Origin of the sequence: Bradyrhizobium sp. SPXBL-02, from assembly GCF_051853065.1 — a bacterium.
GTDB lineage: Bacteria > Pseudomonadota > Alphaproteobacteria > Rhizobiales > Xanthobacteraceae > Bradyrhizobium.
Genome location: NZ_CP182474.1, coordinates 7802624 through 7817754, shown reverse-complemented (window position 1 = coordinate 7817754; position 15131 = coordinate 7802624). Strand labels below are relative to the sequence as shown.

The 15131-nt window shown below is 61.4% G+C and carries 12 protein-coding genes; 8 read left to right on the top strand and 4 right to left on the bottom strand.

Going from position 1 to position 15131, the window contains the following annotated elements; all coding sequences use genetic code 11:
• Positions 1-571 precede the first annotated feature (571 nt).
• Complete coding sequence (locus ACNJYD_RS36310; protein ID WP_212256207.1) at positions 572-1450, bottom strand: GNAT family N-acetyltransferase; 879 nt, start codon at positions 1448-1450, stop codon at positions 572-574.
• Between the two features lie 327 nt (positions 1451-1777).
• Here ACNJYD_RS36310 and ACNJYD_RS36305 point away from each other — a divergent pair, with 327 nt between their 5' ends.
• From ACNJYD_RS36305 to ACNJYD_RS36295, 3 genes are all read left to right on the top strand, one after another.
• On the top strand, positions 1778-2701 hold the full coding sequence (locus ACNJYD_RS36305) for a 2-hydroxyacid dehydrogenase (RefSeq protein WP_212256210.1): 924 nt from the start codon (positions 1778-1780) through the stop codon (positions 2699-2701).
• 13 nt (positions 2702-2714) lie between these two features.
• Entirely contained in the window at positions 2715-3071 is a 357-nt protein-coding gene (locus ACNJYD_RS36300) for a cupin domain-containing protein (RefSeq protein WP_212256212.1), read from the top strand.
• Positions 3072-3267: 196 nt separating this feature from the next.
• Positions 3268-4725, top strand: coding sequence for an NAD-dependent succinate-semialdehyde dehydrogenase (locus tag ACNJYD_RS36295; RefSeq protein ID WP_212256214.1), 1458 nt, complete (start codon positions 3268-3270; stop codon positions 4723-4725).
• A 101-nt stretch (positions 4726-4826) separates the two neighbouring features.
• Here ACNJYD_RS36295 and ACNJYD_RS36290 read toward each other — a convergent pair whose 3' ends face one another.
• Positions 4827-5516: a haloacid dehalogenase type II gene (locus tag ACNJYD_RS36290; protein WP_212256373.1), complete on the bottom strand. Its 690-nt coding sequence runs from the start codon at positions 5514-5516 to the stop codon at positions 4827-4829.
• Positions 5517-5846: 330 nt separating this feature from the next.
• Here ACNJYD_RS36290 and ACNJYD_RS36285 point away from each other — a divergent pair, with 330 nt between their 5' ends.
• On the top strand, positions 5847-7223 hold the full coding sequence (locus ACNJYD_RS36285; protein WP_212256216.1) for an aspartate aminotransferase family protein: 1377 nt from the start codon (positions 5847-5849) through the stop codon (positions 7221-7223).
• 16 nt (positions 7224-7239) lie between these two features.
• Here the strand turns inward: ACNJYD_RS36285 and ACNJYD_RS36280 are convergent, their stop codons facing one another.
• Together ACNJYD_RS36280 and ACNJYD_RS36275 are read right to left on the bottom strand one after the other, a co-directional pair.
• Positions 7240-7716, bottom strand: a complete 477-nt coding sequence (locus ACNJYD_RS36280; protein WP_027544593.1) for an Lrp/AsnC family transcriptional regulator — start codon at positions 7714-7716, stop codon at positions 7240-7242.
• A gap of 113 nt (positions 7717-7829) precedes the next feature.
• Positions 7830-9155, bottom strand: a complete 1326-nt coding sequence (locus ACNJYD_RS36275) for an NAD(P)/FAD-dependent oxidoreductase (RefSeq protein WP_212256217.1) — start codon at positions 9153-9155, stop codon at positions 7830-7832.
• 644 nt (positions 9156-9799) lie between these two features.
• Between ACNJYD_RS36275 and ACNJYD_RS36270 the strand changes: the two genes are divergently transcribed.
• From ACNJYD_RS36270 to ACNJYD_RS36255, 4 genes are read left to right on the top strand one after another with little or no spacing between them, the layout of a single operon-like run.
• Complete coding sequence (locus ACNJYD_RS36270; protein WP_212256219.1) at positions 9800-11491, top strand: ABC transporter ATP-binding protein; 1692 nt, start codon at positions 9800-9802, stop codon at positions 11489-11491.
• Positions 11488-13158, top strand: coding sequence for a peptide ABC transporter substrate-binding protein (locus tag ACNJYD_RS36265; RefSeq protein WP_212256221.1), 1671 nt, complete (start codon positions 11488-11490; stop codon positions 13156-13158). Before ACNJYD_RS36270 ends, ACNJYD_RS36265 begins: the two co-directional genes overlap by 4 nt.
• Before the next feature lie 59 nt (positions 13159-13217).
• Positions 13218-14168, top strand: coding sequence for an ABC transporter permease (locus tag ACNJYD_RS36260; RefSeq protein WP_172786017.1), 951 nt, complete (start codon positions 13218-13220; stop codon positions 14166-14168).
• 37 nt (positions 14169-14205) lie between these two features.
• Positions 14206-15084, top strand: coding sequence for an ABC transporter permease (locus ACNJYD_RS36255; protein WP_172786016.1), 879 nt, complete (start codon positions 14206-14208; stop codon positions 15082-15084).
• Positions 15085-15131: the final 47 nt, after the last annotated feature.

The following is a 15131-nucleotide window of genomic DNA, read 5'->3' as shown; positions in this document are numbered from 1 at the left end:
GATACGCGGGCCGGGTGGCGGTGGACGTGGAGTGCATCGGCGCGCCAGCAATTGCAGGGCGGGTTTGGCCCGTGAGCGGGTGAGCAGCGCGCACACGACCGGTGCGGTTCGCGTACGGCAAAAGCGTGTGGTCCTGACGCCCGGGGTCTGTGCGTCAAGGCTTGCGGTGGTGAGGCGGCCCGACCGGGCACGCGCACCAGCCATCCGCAAGGCGACGGGGGCAATAGTGCATCGCTCCCCGGGGAGAGCGCGCCATAAGCCGTCAAACCACTGCGCAGGGAAGGCCGGGATGTCCAGGCTGCCCTGTATGCCGCTGTGCATCCGTCTTCGCGCAATCTGCGCACAGCGGACCGCGGGTGCCAGCCGGCGCCCGGTCTTCCCTGCGCCCTTTCCGATGAAGGGGCGTCGAGAGCAGCGCAAAACTCGGGTGTGATGCGCCGCGAGACTGGAGAGGTGTGTCTTGAGTAGTTCGAGTTTGCTGAAAATGCGTCAACGGCTGGCAAGCACAGAATCCCCGTCGGACGTGGGAATAGGTCCGTTGCCTCAGCCCTTTTGTCCCATGCTCACAGCTTCAGCTCAAGGCGTGACCGGCCAATCCGTAGACCCACGGCTCGTTTTCCTTTCGGTTCAGGAATCGCCGTCCCTTGGACATGGTTGTGACCGTGTCGTTCATCCCGAGGCGGCTCTGTTGAAGAAAGTCCGCAAACAGACCCGTCTGCTCCCGCGTATCCACGCGGGCGAACCTTCCGGCGAGATCCTTGAGATGCACGGCCGCAAGATGGATCGCGTCAGAATCATTGCTGGCAACGATCGGGCCAATCACATGACCGCGCCCGAATTCGCGCTTCATGGAATAACCGACGGTCGCACCGCCACGGCGCAGGACGCAGATTGACGCACCTTCAGAAAGCAATGCAAGCAACTTCTGACGGCTGGCTCCAAACGCGCGTTCGTCCAGTGCCGCGATCTCTCCGATGTTCGCCGTGGACAGCGAGCTCAATTCGCCCTCCAGGGTCGGCACCGGCGGAGTTGGTGAGGCGACCTCACCTTGCCACTGATACACGGTGGCTTCCTTCGTGAACCCCAGCGACAGATAGAGGTGATAGGCGGCGTGGGTTGAGTTGAGGGTCAAATTCCGGTCGCGACACCGCTCGAAAACCTGCTCCATGAGCCAGCGGCCAGTCCCCTGAGCCTGGGTCCGAGGCGATGTGATCACCAGGCCAATGGTCGCGAATTCGCGGTCACATGGGAACCACATCGCGCTGCCGAAGACGCGTCCAATACCATCGACGGCTACGATGCCGTGACCTGCGCGGCGCAAGAAATCCCAATCCTTGGGTCGATGCGGCCAGCCAACGCCGGTCGAGAGGGCGTGGAGCAGCGTCACATCAACGTCGTTGATGTCCTTCGCGGCCAGCTCAAAGGACTTCACGCGTACCGTTCGTCCCATCTCGACTCGTCCGTTTCTTCGCGGGGTGCCAATCGGCCGCACATCGCGCCTTTTCTCTTCCGCAACAATAGGGTAGCGGCGTATTTCGCCGCACTATTGCACGAAAAGCCAGCAGGTTTCCCCTGTTTGGGCTTTCTTTTCGAAATCTTCGGCCTGTATTGCAACGTAATTCGGCAGGGAAAGCTCCGGCGTGCAGCTACCCTCTCGGTGTTCGGCAAGAAACTGTGCCGGCAGAGCGGATCGCCGGGAATCCCCAAGAAAGTCTTGCAAGGCTAATCGCTCTTCCTGGCGTCGTCGACATGCCGAGCGAGGCGGAGGCGTGCATCGATGGCATTTCTTTTCAATTCTGATGCTGCCAGGGGGGCAGTCTTCCGCAAGGCCTTTGCGTGCGAGCTGCCTGACCTGGAATTTTACCATTGCAGCGAATCCATCGACCCGGAAAAGATACGGTACCTGCTGACCTGGAACGTGCCCGACGATGTCTCGCGTTTTTGTAATCTGGAGGTGCTTTTTTCCATCGGGGCTGGCGTTGACCAGTTCAAGCCGGAAACCATACCCGAGCAGGTGAAGCTCGTGCGCATGGTCGAGGATGGCATCATACGCATGATGCAGGAATACGTCGTCCTTGGTGTGCTGACGCTCCATCGCGAGATGCTTGCGTATCAGGAGCAGCAGAGACGGGGCCTATGGCAAGCGCTTGCAACGTCCCAGGCTACCGATCGGCGTATTGGCTTCCTCGGCCTTGGCATGCTTGCGCAAGCTTCGATCGACCGCCTGAAGCCGTTCCAGTTTCCACTCGCCGCGTGGAGCCGCAGCGAAAAAACTGTCGAGGGAGTCGCTTGCTTCCATGGCGACGACCAGCTTGGCGACTTCCTGCGAGGAACGGATATCCTCGTCTGTCTTCTTCCCCTGACGGAGCAAACGAGCGGCATCCTGAACGCAAGGCTTTTCTCGCTTTTGCCAGTCGGAGCGAGGCTGCTGCATGTCGGCCGCGGCCCGCAGCTTGACCAGGGCGCGCTCATCGAGGCACTGGACAGCGGGCATTTGGCAGCAGCGATGCTCGACGTCACCGATCCCGAGCCGCTGCCGGAAAATCATCCACTTTGGTGCCATCCGAAGGTGATCATCACGCCGCATATCGCGTCGGTGACGCAACCGCACACGGCGGCACAATCCGTCATAGAGAACATCCGGCGCTACCGCGCCGGACGAAATCCGATCGGCCTCGTCGATCGAACACTCGGCTACTAACAGGAAAGGCGCCATGTCACTTCTAGTCACCATCGACACCAATCCGGACTTCACACCAAAGAACGCATTGCCTGCCCCGGAGCGGCTCATTTCGGGCAATCCATCGTTCAAGACCTGGGCACAGGACGCCTCGAAAGGCGAGAAGGTGCTGACCGGCGTCTGGGAAGCGACGCCGGGCGAGACCCATTCCATCAAGGGCACCACCTTCGAGTTCTGCCACATTCTCTCGGGCCTGATCGAAATCGAGGAAAAGGGTGGTGAGATCAGAAGATACCGTGCCGGCGACAGCTTTGTCATGAAGCCTGGCTTTGTTGGGATCTGGCGCACGATCGAGACCGTGCGAAAGATCTACGTCTGCCATTACGACTGAGGCGATGCTGAGGGCGGCCGTTGGAATATTCAACTTTCAAGCCAGCATCTGACGAGATTCAGCGCGGCCAGGCACTTCATGATCAATGAAAAATGCGGCGTGCGGGCATGTACTGCTCGCATGAGAGGGCTTCGTCCCGTCACTCGCAAATCCAGGCAGTGACGGCGGAGTCGGGCACGAAGCAAGGAGCAAGGCGATGATTGCATTGAAGGACAAGGATCTGTTTCGCCAGCAAGCGCTGATCGGCGGCACTTGGCGGGATGCGAGCACGAAAGCCTGCGTTGATGTCATCGATCCTGCCAGCCAGAAAGTGCTTGGCACCATCCCCGATATGGGCCGAATTGAGACCAGGGCAGCAATCGAGGCGGCGGCCGCTGCGTTCAAGCAGTGGAAGACCAAGGCTCATGCGGAGCGTGCTGCGCTGCTGGAGCGTTGGTACGAGCTCATGCGACGCCATGAGCAGGATTTGGCTCTTCTGCTCACGCTGGAACAGGGCAAGCCGCTTGCTGAATCGCTCGGAGAGATCCGTTACGGGGCATCCTTCGTCAAATGGTTTGCGGAAGAGGCCCGCCGCATCAACGGATCGACAATCCCGGCGCCCACCGTTGATCGCCGCATTCTGGTGCTGAAAGAACCGGTCGGCGTCTGCGGGATCATCACGCCCTGGAATTTCCCCAACGCGATGATCACGCGCAAGGTGGCACCAGCGCTTGCCGCGGGCTGCACAGTCGTCATCAAGCCATCCGAGTTTACGCCTTTTTCAGCTCTCGCCATCGCTGTTCTGGCTGAACGGGCCGGAATTCCAGCGGGCGTGATCAACATCGTGACGGGCATGCCGACGGAAATCGGCGCGGAGCTGATGGCCAACGAAACCGTCCGCAAGATCTCGTTTACCGGATCGACCCGCGTCGGTGCCTTGTTGATGAAGGGTGCTGCTGACAACATCAAGCGGCTGAGCCTCGAGCTCGGTGGCAACGCGCCGTTCATCGTCTTCGACGATGCCGATATCGACCTAGCGGTCGAGGGGGCAATTGCGTCAAAATTCCGCAATGGCGGGCAGACGTGCGTCTGCTGCAATCGCATTCTCGTTCAATCCGGCATTTACGACGCCTTCGCCCAGAAGCTTGCCAGCCAGGTCGCAAGAATGAAGGTCGGTCCCGGCACGGAAGACGACGTTGCGATTGGGCCGATGATCAATGGCGCGGCAATCGAGAAGATCAAGCGGCACGTCACGGACGCCCTGAACAAGGGCGCAAAGCTCATCGCGGAGAGTGAGTCGGTGCCGGAAGGGCGGCAATATGCCCGCCCTGTCGTGCTCGGCGGGGCGACCACGGAGATGCTCCTCGCTTCAGAGGAGACCTTCGGGCCGGTCGCGCCGCTGTTCCGGTTCGAGACCGAGGACGAGGCGATTGCGATCGCCAACGGCACGCCGTTCGGCCTTGCCGCCTATTTCTACACTGAAAACCTCAAGCGCTCTTGGCGTGTTGCCGAGGCGCTCGAGTTCGGCATGGTCGGCCTGAACACCGGCCTGATCTCGACCGAGGTGGCGCCTTTCGGCGGTGTCAAACAGTCGGGCCTCGGACGCGAGGGATCCCAGCTCGGGATCGAAGAATATCTCGAGACCAAGGCGCTTCATGTCGGCGGACTAGACTGAGCGGCCCTTCAGATCGATATCCGAAACAAGAAAAGGGGGCGGTCGAACCGCCCCCTTTTTCCGTCACAACGCAAGTCGTGAAAGGCCGAAAAGAACTGCGCTCACGCGCTCTTGCGAAGAGGCTCCAAGCCGACGGCCGCGGCAAGCCCTCCGATGTCAGCGACCTCGGTGTATTCATAGAAGGGGTTCGCGGGCTCGTGACCGCGGTTCACCCAGACCTTGCTCTTGATGCCCAAGTCATAGGCCGTCATCAGGTCGTAGCGGAAGGAGGAGGAGACGTGGGTGATGTCCTCCGGGCCGCAGCCCAGCTTGTCCAGCATATACTCGAAGCCCTTCATATGCGGCTTGTAGGCGCCGGTCTCCTCCGCGGTGATGACCATGTGGAACGGAGCGCCGAGCTTCTCCACGTTCGACATGATGAGGTTCTTCATGGAGTTCGACAGGATGACCAGCGGAATCTCCCTGGCAACTTTGGCCAGACCCGCCGGGACGTCGGGATGTGGACCCCATGAGTGGATCTCTTCATTGATGCGCTGGGCATCCTCCGGCCGAAATACGATACCGTTGCGCTTGCAAGCGCGCTCTACCGAATTATGCACGACCTCGAAGTACGGCTTCCATGCGCCAAGAACCTCGTCCAGGCGATAGGCAGCGAAATCCTTGATGAAACTTGCCATCGTCGTGGCAGAAAGTTGAGAGCCATAGACTCTCCTTGCCGCGCCGGCCATGTCGAAATTGGTCAGCGTGCCGTAGCAGTCGAAGGTGATGTACTTGGGTCTAAACGTTGCCATGGCTCGATCCTTTTCGGTCCTCACGCACCGTGTTCCGGTACGACAGGGATCATAGCGGGCAGGCGGCCGGATAAAGCACCGCTGTCGCGGCGACCGGGAGCAGATTGTGTCGTATCGGATCGGCGCTGTGGCAGAGAGTTGTGTGAAAAGGTGCCTCCGACTTGTGCCTTGCGCGGCCCGATGCCCGCATAAGATGCGGCGCCGGTCGTCAATGATAGTCAAAATGCCCTTCGTCCATGGTCAGCCCGGGAGCAACTGCTGTCCTGGGCGTCTTACGTTGAGCTCCATCGTGGTGGCCGCACAAGCAGTGCGGTTGAGCTGGAGGGCGACATGTTGAGCAACTCGCTGATTGAACTCGATCGCGCGCATCTGATTCACCCGGTCTCATCGTTTCGCAGCCACGAGGCGACGGGCGTCCGCGTGCTGAAGTCAGGGAAGGGCGCGACACTGACCGATGTCTCGGGCCGTCAATTGCTGGACGGCTTCGCCGGCCTGTGGTGTGTCAATGCCGGTTACGGACAGGACAGCATCGTCGAAGCGGCTTTGAGGCAGCTGCGCGAACTGCCTTATGCGACGGGTTATTTCGGGTTGGGCTCCGACCCGGCCATCCGGCTGGCCGCAAGGCTGGCTGAACTGGCGCCTGGCGATCTGAACCATGTCTATTTCACCTTGGGCGGCTCCGATGCCGTCGACAGCACGATCCGCTTCATCCGGTACTATTATCATGCCGAGGGGAGGCCGCAGAAGGATCAGTTCATTTCCGTCGAGTCCGGCTACCACGGATCGTCGACGGCAGGGGCCGGCTTGACCGCGCTGCCGGCCTTTCATGCAGGCTTCGGGGTGCCATACGACTGGCAGCACAAGATCCCATCGCACTACGCCTATCGCAATCCCGTTGGTTCGCATCCCCAGGCGATCATTGCGGCATCGGTCGCGGCCCTGCGGGCCAAGATCGCCGAGCTCGGCGCCGAACGCGTCGCGGCCTTCTATGTCGAGCCGGTACAGGGGTCCGGAGGCGTCCTCGTTCCGCCGCCGTCCTGGCTGAAGGCCATGCACGCTGTTTGCAAGGAGTACGACATTCTGTTCGTTGCCGATGAGGTCATCACCGGCTTTGGCCGTGTCGGTCCGCTGTTCGCCTGTGAAGAGGATGACGTCGTGCCGGATCTCATGACCACGGCAAAAGGCCTGACTTCGGGCTATGTGCCGATGGGGGCCGTTCTGATGTCGGACCGCGTCTACGACACCATTGCAGACGGCGCCGGCAAGGCGGCCGTCGGCCACGGCTACACCTATTCCGCACATCCTGTCAGTGCTGCCGTCGGGCTCGCGTGCCTGGACCTTTACGAAAACGGCCTGCTGGAAAACGGCCGGAAGGCCGGGCACCGCCTGATGCAAGGCCTTCGCGCGTTGTCCGATCATCCGCTCGTCGGCGATGTCCGCGGTCGCGGCATGCTGGCGGCAATCGAGCTCGTCACTGACAAGGAGCGCAAGACGCCGCTGCCGGCGGAAGCCGATCCAGCGCGCCGTATTTTCGACCGCGCATGGGACAACGGCCTCGTGATCCGCGCCTTTGCCCAGGGCGTGCTGGGCTACGCGCCGCCGCTCTGCTGCACGGAGGCGGACATCGACGGCATCATCGAGCGGACGAGGACCACGCTGGACCAGACGCTCGAAGACAAGGACGTCCGCGCGGCCATGAAAGGATAAGGACCGAGCCTGTCCTTTAGCCGTTGAATATGCTTTCGAGAGGCAGATGGGATTTCACGATCGGGGACTTCAGCACGACAAAACTGAAATATTTGTCGATGCCGATATCCATCTCGACCAGGCGCTCCATCACCGCCTGGTATTCGCTGATCCCCGCCGTGATGAACTTGACGAGATAGTCGTACCCGCCGGAAACGAGATGGCATTCGACGACGGAATCGATCTTTTCAATGGTCGTGAGAAAGCGCGCGAAATCGATCTGCCGGTGATTCTTCAGGGTGATTTCCGCGAACACAGTCAGAGTTTGTCCGAGCTTGGCAACATCGATCTGGGCCGAATAGCCGGTGATGAAGCCCTCCGTCTGGAGTCTCTTGACCCGCATCAGGCACGGGCTTGGGGAAAGATTGATCAGCTCGGCGAGCTCGACGTTGGAAATCCGCCCGTTCTTCTGCAGTTCGCATAAAATCCTGATGTCGATCTTATCGAGCTTCATAGCAATGCCATCAGATGGGGCCGATAACGGCGTGAGGGCTTTGAGATTTCAGCGTCATATGCATTGTCATAGCATCAACCAGCACCTTTTCCCACCGAGGCAGAAGCTGCAATTCAGAACTCGCTGACCTTGCCCCAGGCGCTCATTTTCAGCCGCTCCGGCCTGTAGGGGCGCGGGTCGACGATCGGCGGACTGCCCGTGATGATGTCGGCGATCATATGCCCCGCGCCTGGGCCAATTCCAAAACCGTGGCCGCTGAATCCCGCCGCAAGGATGAACCCTGGAATGGACTCAACTTCACCGATTGCGGGAATGCCGTCCGGCGTGCTGTCGATGTAGCCGGCCCAGACGTTTGAGATTTCGACGCGCTGGAGTTCCGGCACGAGCTCACAGGCTCGTCGATGCGTCAGCCGAATCTGCCTCATGTCAGGGCGAGGATCGAGCGTCCGGTTCAGCTCCATCGGGGTCACCGCGTCGAGCCGCCACTTCGCCAGAGATTCATGACGCTGCCTCAAGCCTTCAAAGGCCCCAGGGCCGAGACTTCGCCACCGGCGGGCGAACATGGGCAGGAATTCGCGGCTGAACCTGAACTGCTGCGGCGTCGGATCGACTCGCGCGCGCCCGCTGATTGCCAACGTGTATCCGCCGTTGCCGCGTCGCGTCGCCGATACGAGCCCGGCGTACAAGGCGTCAGGCAGGCCGGCTGGGCCCGGGGCCAGGGACAGAATGGAAGAGCGTACGGATGCCTGTGGGAAGCGAATGCCGAGCTGGTTGCAAAACGACGAAGCCCATGCACCGCCTGCCATGACAGCCGTCTTCGTCCGGATCGTGCCCGCCTCGGTCACCACTGCACTGACCCGGCCGGCAGTGAGCTCCAAACCGCGCGCCGCGCATTGCTGGTGCACCGTGCCGCCCGACGCCATGATTGCGCGCGCGGCAATGGGCACGGCCCTTGACGTGTCTGCCGTCCCGTCTGTCGGCGAGAAGACGCCGCCCTTCCACTTGCGACCGGTCGCCCTGCCTCGCTCGTTCGCTTCTTCCGCACTCAGCATGTGCGTCGTGACCCCGACGGTCCTGGCGAAGTCGCGCCACTTTGCCCAGCCGGCCAGCTCATTCTCGTCGTTCGACAAGTACAACAGGCCGCAACGGCGAAAACCGGCATCTTCACCGGTCTCTTGGGCAACTCGCTCCCAGAGATCCAGGCTCTTGGTGGCAAGCGGTAACTCGCGCGCATCGCGGTTCTGTTGGCGGCACCATCCCCAGTTGCGACTGGACTGCTCGGCGGCGACGCGGCCCTTTTCAAGCAAAGCAACCTTGAGGCCGCGACGAGCGAGATAGTAGCTCGTGAACACGCCCACGACGCCGCCGCCGATGACCACGACGTCTGCCTCACGAGGTAGGGATGGACTGGATTCGATATGCAGGAGCGGCGCGCTCATCGGACCAAGGATCTCCGGTGGTTGCCGTAGCGTAACCGAGGAATTGCCGCAGCCCCCGCGGACTTTCGTCGTGAGACCGAATATCCTGCGGTTTACCGTCTTTGACACAGGCAATTGTTGCGAAAATAACTTTGCTTGCACCGCACTTGCAGGCGGCGAGACCGACGCTCGCGCTCCCGCAATCCATTGCGCGCCTTCCCGGCAGGGGCCACGGCGACTTGGCGGCGCAGACTGAAATGCCAAATCGGACTTCGTTTTCAGAAGTTCCTGCTGCTTCGATGCCGGCTTTCGGCGACTCCGGGGTGATCGACATCGTCAAGATCGGCAGAACCAACCGATCGATGGTCGAAGTTCAAAGAGGCAACTTGCATGAGCCTTGTCCAGGAGCAGGCCTTCGCGGAAGGGATCAAGCCATGAAGGAGCTTCGCTTCGATCGAGGTAGCCGAACGGGTCGGCGCGGCGCTCTGAGCAACGGCTCTTGCTTCTTGCGCGAAGAGGCCTGAACCATGTCGCAGCCTCCAATGAAGGAATGGCAAGTTGAGCGGCGAATTATTGACCTGTCCAAGGAGCGCGGAGACGCAAGGAGCCGAAGGCGCCGGCCGCAGCAAGATGACGGCACTGGCTTGAAAAAGGAGGATGCTCTCATGGCCTCTGGCATCCAGGTGGCAAGCCCCGTCGATGTCGCGCTGTCGGTGCGCGAACTGACCGTGAGTCTGCCGGAAGGAATGGAGCGGGCATACGCCGTCGAGAACATCTCATTCGATCTGAAACGCGGACAGATTCTCTGTATCATCGGGGAATCCGGATCGGGCAAGTCGGTCACTGCGAATGCGATCATGGGGCTTCTACCGAAAGCGATCCGGGTCTCCTCGGGTGCGATCCACCTGGACGGGATGAACATCGTAGGTCTCTCGCCCAACAAGCTCCGCAGCCTGCGCGGCCGCATCGTTTCAATGATCTTTCAAGACCCTCTCTCGGCGCTCAACCCGCTGATGACCGTGGGCGCGCAAATCGAGGAGGTGATGGCTGCGCACGACGTTGGAACGCCGGCCTCCCGTCGCAGCAGGGCGATTGACCTGTTGATTGAAGTCGGTCTGCCGGATCCGCAGCTCATGTATCACCAGTATCCATTCCGGCTTTCTGGCGGACAGCGGCAGCGCGTGATGATCGCCATGGCTCTGGCTCTCGAGCCCGCGATCCTGATTGCAGACGAGCCGACCACCGCCCTGGACGTGACGACCCAGGCGCAGATCCTCAAATTGATCCGCGACATTCAACGCCGCAAGGGGATGAGCGTCATGTTCATCACTCATGACTTCGGTGTCGTGGCTGAGATCGCCGATTACGTTGTGGTGATGGAGAAAGGCCATTGCGTGGAGCAGGGCAGTGCCGAGCAGGTGCTGAAGTCGCCCAGCCACCTCTATACGCGCCGCCTGATCGCAGCCGTCCCGCACCTGACCGGCAAAAACCGTGTGCCCTTGGAAGCTGCTGAGCCAGTGGCCATTCTCAAGGTCGAGTGCCTCGCAAAGACCTATCGCAGCGGCAGCGCGCTTTTCCGCACGCAGCGCATCGTGCCTGCGGTCAATGGGGTCAGCTTCGACCTCACGTCGGGCCGCACGCTCGGCGTCGTGGGGGAGAGCGGTTCGGGCAAGTCGTCGCTCGGTCGGCTGCTGATCAAGCTCATGGCGTGCGACAGCGGCTCGATTCTGTTCGAAGGGCGCGACATCGCTGGGCTTTCCGAGGCCGAGTTTCGATCGCTGCGGCCCAGGATCCAGATGATCTTCCAGGATCCCTTTGCCTCGCTGAATCCACGATCGACGGTCGGACATATTCTCACGGTCGGGCCCGTCGCGCATGGGGTGCCATACAGCGAGGCTGCCGAGCGGGCGCGGGAGCTTCTGTCCCATGTCGGCCTCGATTCAGGAGCCTTCGACCGCTATCCGCACGAGTTCTCCGGCGGGCAGCGCCAGCGCATCGGTATCGCGCGGGCGCTGATGTTCAAGCCGAAGCTGCTGATTGCCGACGAAGCCGTCTCCGCGCTCGACGTATCGATCCAGGCCCAGATCTTGAAGCTGCTGGATCAGATTCAGCGCGAGACGGGCGTCTCGATGATCTTCATCACCCATGATCTGCGCGTCGCAAGCCAGATCTGCGATGAAATTGCCGTCATGCATCGAGGACAGATCATTGAGCGCGGACCGCCGTCCCAGATCTTCTTCGACCCGAAATCCAGCTACACCCGAGAACTGGTGGCCGCGATCCCCGGCGAGCAGCCCGGAAGCATGCCCCAGGATGAAAGCCGCGTCGGACACCACAGGCAAGGAGAGACGTTATGACCAAGCGTTCTGCGACGACATCGAACTACTCGCGGCGCGATGCCCTGCGCATGGTGGCGATTGGTGGAGCTGCCGGCCTCTTCGCGCCCAATCTCTTGGGCAAGTCGGCCCTCGCGCGTACTTCTTCGGCAAAGCCAACCGGCCGCGTCATCGTCGGACTTGGACAGGAGCCGACCGTTTTCAATCCGCTGATGGCCCACATTGAAGTCGACGATGGCGTGCATTTCTCGGTTTTCGACGCGCTTTTCCGCATCGATCCCCAAGGTGTCATTCAGCCCAACCTCGCCCTGGAAGTGCCGAACCAGAAGAACGGCGGCATTTCGGAAGACGGTCTCAAATGGCGCATTCGTTTGCGTGACGATGTCCGCTGGCACGACGGCAAGCCTTTCAGCGCCGAGGACGTGAAGTTCACGCTCGAACTGATCACGAACCCCAACTTCCGGGCTTGGCGCACGTCCGGTCACACTCTCGTGCGCGACATTACGGTGGTCTCGCCCACGGAGATCTCGTGGCGAATGGAAGAAGCCTTTGCGCCGTATCTGTCGTTCCTCACCGAAACCTTCATCGTGCCCAAGCACATCCTGGAGAAAGAGGCCAATCCGAACAACGCCGCCTTCAACCAGGCGCCGGTCGGCACCGGCGCGTTCAAATGGGGGAAGCGGGTTGCTGGTGATCATCTCGAGCTCGTGGCCAATACCGAATACTTCGGTGAAGGCCCCCATATCGAGCGGCTGGTCTTCAAATACATTCCCGATCTCACCGTCCTCTACACCCAGTTCAAGAGCGGCGACATCGATCTCGTCGGTCAGCCCTACATCACTCCCGATCACTATGGTGAAGCCAAGACGCTGCCGAACCGCGTGGTGACGCTGGTTCCAAGGGCCTCGTTCGAGTCCTTCTACCTGAACCTCGAGCGCCCGCAGTTCAAGGAACTTGCGGTCCGCGAGGCGCTCTATGCGGCAATCGACAAGGAGGCGATCATCCAGGGGCTCTACTACGGCGTGCCCACTCCGACGGAGACCTTCATGCCGCGGCAGTCCCTCTACTTCAACGCCAATCTGCCGCTGCACCAGTTCGACCTGAATCGCGCGCGCAAGATCCTCGATCAGGCCGGCTGGGCCCCGGGACGGGACGGCATCCGGACCAAGAACGGTGTTCGTCTGTCCTTCACCAATTCGACCACCTCCGGCGATCCGCTGCGCGAGCAGGTGCAGCAGTTCCTGCAGCAAACCTTTGCGCAGCTGGGCGTCGAGATGAAGATATCGAACCTGCCCGCCGCCGTGATGTGGGGCGAGTTCTGGATGCAATCGCAGTTCGATTCCGTGATCGTCGGTAGCTCGTATCTGATCGGCGCCGATCCCGATGTCACCAATCGCCTGCACTCGCGCTCGATCGGAGCCAAGGGCGGCCGCGGCTCGAACAATGCGCAGTTCGCAAATCCGGAAGTCGACGCCCTGCTCGACAAGGGCGCGCGCACCTTCGATCCTGAGGCCCGGCGCGCGATCTACTCTCGCGTCCAGGAACTCGTTCGTCGCGACCTACCGTTCCTTCCGTTGTACCAGAGCAATGCGGTCGAAGGTCTCAAGAAAGGCATCAACGGCTTCGTGCCGAACGGCAATACGCGCACGGAATCCTGGAATGCGCTGGCCTGGTACTGGGCGAGCTGATGTCTTGCCGCCGAACCTGCAAGCCGGCGGCAGCGCTGTCACGCTAACGGAGGGCTCGAATGTCCGCCTTTCTGCTCAATCGTCTCTCGCAGAGCGTCGTGCTGTTGGTGATCGTCTCGATCATCGGCTTCACGGTTCTCAACCTCATGCCTGGCGGTCCTCTCGCGCAATTCGGGCTCGATCCCGGCATGACCCAGAAGGACGTCGAGCGCCTCGCAGCGCAGCTTGGGCTGAACCGGCCCCTGTGGCTTCAGTATCTCGACTGGGCCTGGCGACTGATCCGGGGCGACTGGGGACACTCCTTCCGCGATGGCTCTGCGGTGCTGGCGGTGATCGGCCGACATCTGTCGGCGACGCTGCTGCTGATGGGCACGTCCACTGTATTGGCGATCGCGGCCGGCACCTGGATCGGCATCCGCGGTGCTACCCACCGCTACTCCCTGTTCGACTATTGCGCGACGGTGGGTGCCATGGTGGCACTTTCGGTCCCGACGTTCTGGTTCGGCCTCATCGGCATCTACATCTTCACCCTGAAGCTCGGTTGGGTTCCTGCGGGCAACATGTACACGATCGGCGACGGCTCGGTGCTGGATTATCTGCACCATCTGATCCTGCCCAGCCTGGTGCTGTCGCTGGTTCATGTCGCGATCTGGAGCCGCTACATGCGCACGGCGACGCTCGAAGCGCTGAGTCAGGATTTCGTCAAGACCGCCCGCGCCAAGGGCGTGAGCGAACGACGCATCCTGCTGAAGCACGTCGTCGGCAATGCGCTGCTGCCGATGATCACGCTGGCGGGGATGCAATTGCCCAGCATTCTGACCGGCGCATTGGTGACCGAGACTGTCTTCACCTGGCCGGGAATGGGTCGGCTGTTTCTCGATAGTCTCGGTTACAGCGACTATCCCGTCGTGATGGGGCTGCTGATATTCTCGGCCATCCTGGTCGTGTTGGGCAACCTGATCGCAGACATCGTCATCGCCACCGTCGACCCGCGCATTCGCCTGGGCTGAGCCCGCCGGCTCACCCTGTTACCAGGAGGCAGCAGATATGACCGCCATCGTCGTGCACGCAGCTCCTACTCGCTGGTGGCACAGCCGTGCGGTGGCGCGCTTCATGCGCCATCATCTGGCACTCGTCGGGATCGCGATGATCACCCTGCTTGTGCTGGCGTGCGCCATTGGCCCTTATGCCTTACCTTACGACACGCTCCAGATCGATTTGCGCGCCCGCTTTGCGCCACCTCTCACTGGTCACCACTATTTCGGCACCGACCCTTTGGGTCGTGACTTGGCCGCACGGCTGTTGATGGCCGGGCGCGTCTCGCTGCTGGTGGGATTCTCCGCGATGCTGCTATCGACGCTGATCGGCACCCTGGTCGGCGTGACCGCAGGCTATCGCGGCGGCTGGGTCGGGGCTGCGCTGATGCGCACGGTGGACGGCTTCCTTTCCTATCCCTCGATCTTCCTCGTGCTGGCGCTGGCCGCAATGCTGCGGCCGAGCCCGGTGATGATCACCGTCATCATAGCGGCCACGAGCTGGATGGAGACCGCCAGAATCGTCGAAGCCGAGGTCCGCTCGCTGCGCGAGCGCGAGTTTGTCCAGGCTGCACGCATGGTGGGACTGAGCCGAAGGCACATCATGTTCCGCGAGGTCCTGCCCAATGCCATAGGCCCAATCATCGTCGCCGCAAGCTTGGCGGTCGCCCGTGCGATTCTTCTGGAAGCCTATATCAGCTTCCTCGGCTACGGCATCCAGCCGCCGCTGCCGAGTTGGGGCAACATGCTCAACGGCGCCCAGCAATATCTGGCGAGCGCTCCATGGCTCGCCATCATTCCCGGCGCCGCGATTACGATCGCGGTGACGAGCTTCAACTTCATCGGCGATGGCTTGCGAGATGCCCTCGACGTTCGAAACGACCATATCTGATCAGCTCGAGCCAAGGCTCGGCTGAACACGACAAGACTTTAGAAAAG

What these genes read in the sequence shown, in the direction of transcription:
- ACNJYD_RS36310 (WP_212256207.1), bottom strand. Translation starts at nt 1,450, where the DNA reads ATGGGACGAACGGTACGCGTGAAGTCCTTTGAGCTGGCCGCGAAGGAC.
- ACNJYD_RS36305 (WP_212256210.1), top strand. Translation starts at nt 1,778, where the DNA reads ATGGCATTTCTTTTCAATTCTGATGCTGCCAGGGGGGCAGTCTTCCGC.
- ACNJYD_RS36300 (WP_212256212.1), top strand. Translation starts at nt 2,715, where the DNA reads ATGTCACTTCTAGTCACCATCGACACCAATCCGGACTTCACACCAAAG.
- ACNJYD_RS36295 (WP_212256214.1), top strand. Translation starts at nt 3,268, where the DNA reads ATGATTGCATTGAAGGACAAGGATCTGTTTCGCCAGCAAGCGCTGATC.
- ACNJYD_RS36290 (WP_212256373.1), bottom strand. Translation starts at nt 5,516, where the DNA reads ATGGCAACGTTTAGACCCAAGTACATCACCTTCGACTGCTACGGCACG.
- ACNJYD_RS36285 (WP_212256216.1), top strand. Translation starts at nt 5,847, where the DNA reads ATGTTGAGCAACTCGCTGATTGAACTCGATCGCGCGCATCTGATTCAC.
- ACNJYD_RS36280 (WP_027544593.1), bottom strand. Translation starts at nt 7,716, where the DNA reads ATGAAGCTCGATAAGATCGACATCAGGATTTTATGCGAACTGCAGAAG.
- ACNJYD_RS36275 (WP_212256217.1), bottom strand. Translation starts at nt 9,155, where the DNA reads ATGAGCGCGCCGCTCCTGCATATCGAATCCAGTCCATCCCTACCTCGT.
- ACNJYD_RS36270 (WP_212256219.1), top strand. Translation starts at nt 9,800, where the DNA reads ATGGCCTCTGGCATCCAGGTGGCAAGCCCCGTCGATGTCGCGCTGTCG.
- ACNJYD_RS36265 (WP_212256221.1), top strand. Translation starts at nt 11,488, where the DNA reads ATGACCAAGCGTTCTGCGACGACATCGAACTACTCGCGGCGCGATGCC.
- ACNJYD_RS36260 (WP_172786017.1), top strand. Translation starts at nt 13,218, where the DNA reads ATGTCCGCCTTTCTGCTCAATCGTCTCTCGCAGAGCGTCGTGCTGTTG.
- ACNJYD_RS36255 (WP_172786016.1), top strand. Translation starts at nt 14,206, where the DNA reads ATGACCGCCATCGTCGTGCACGCAGCTCCTACTCGCTGGTGGCACAGC.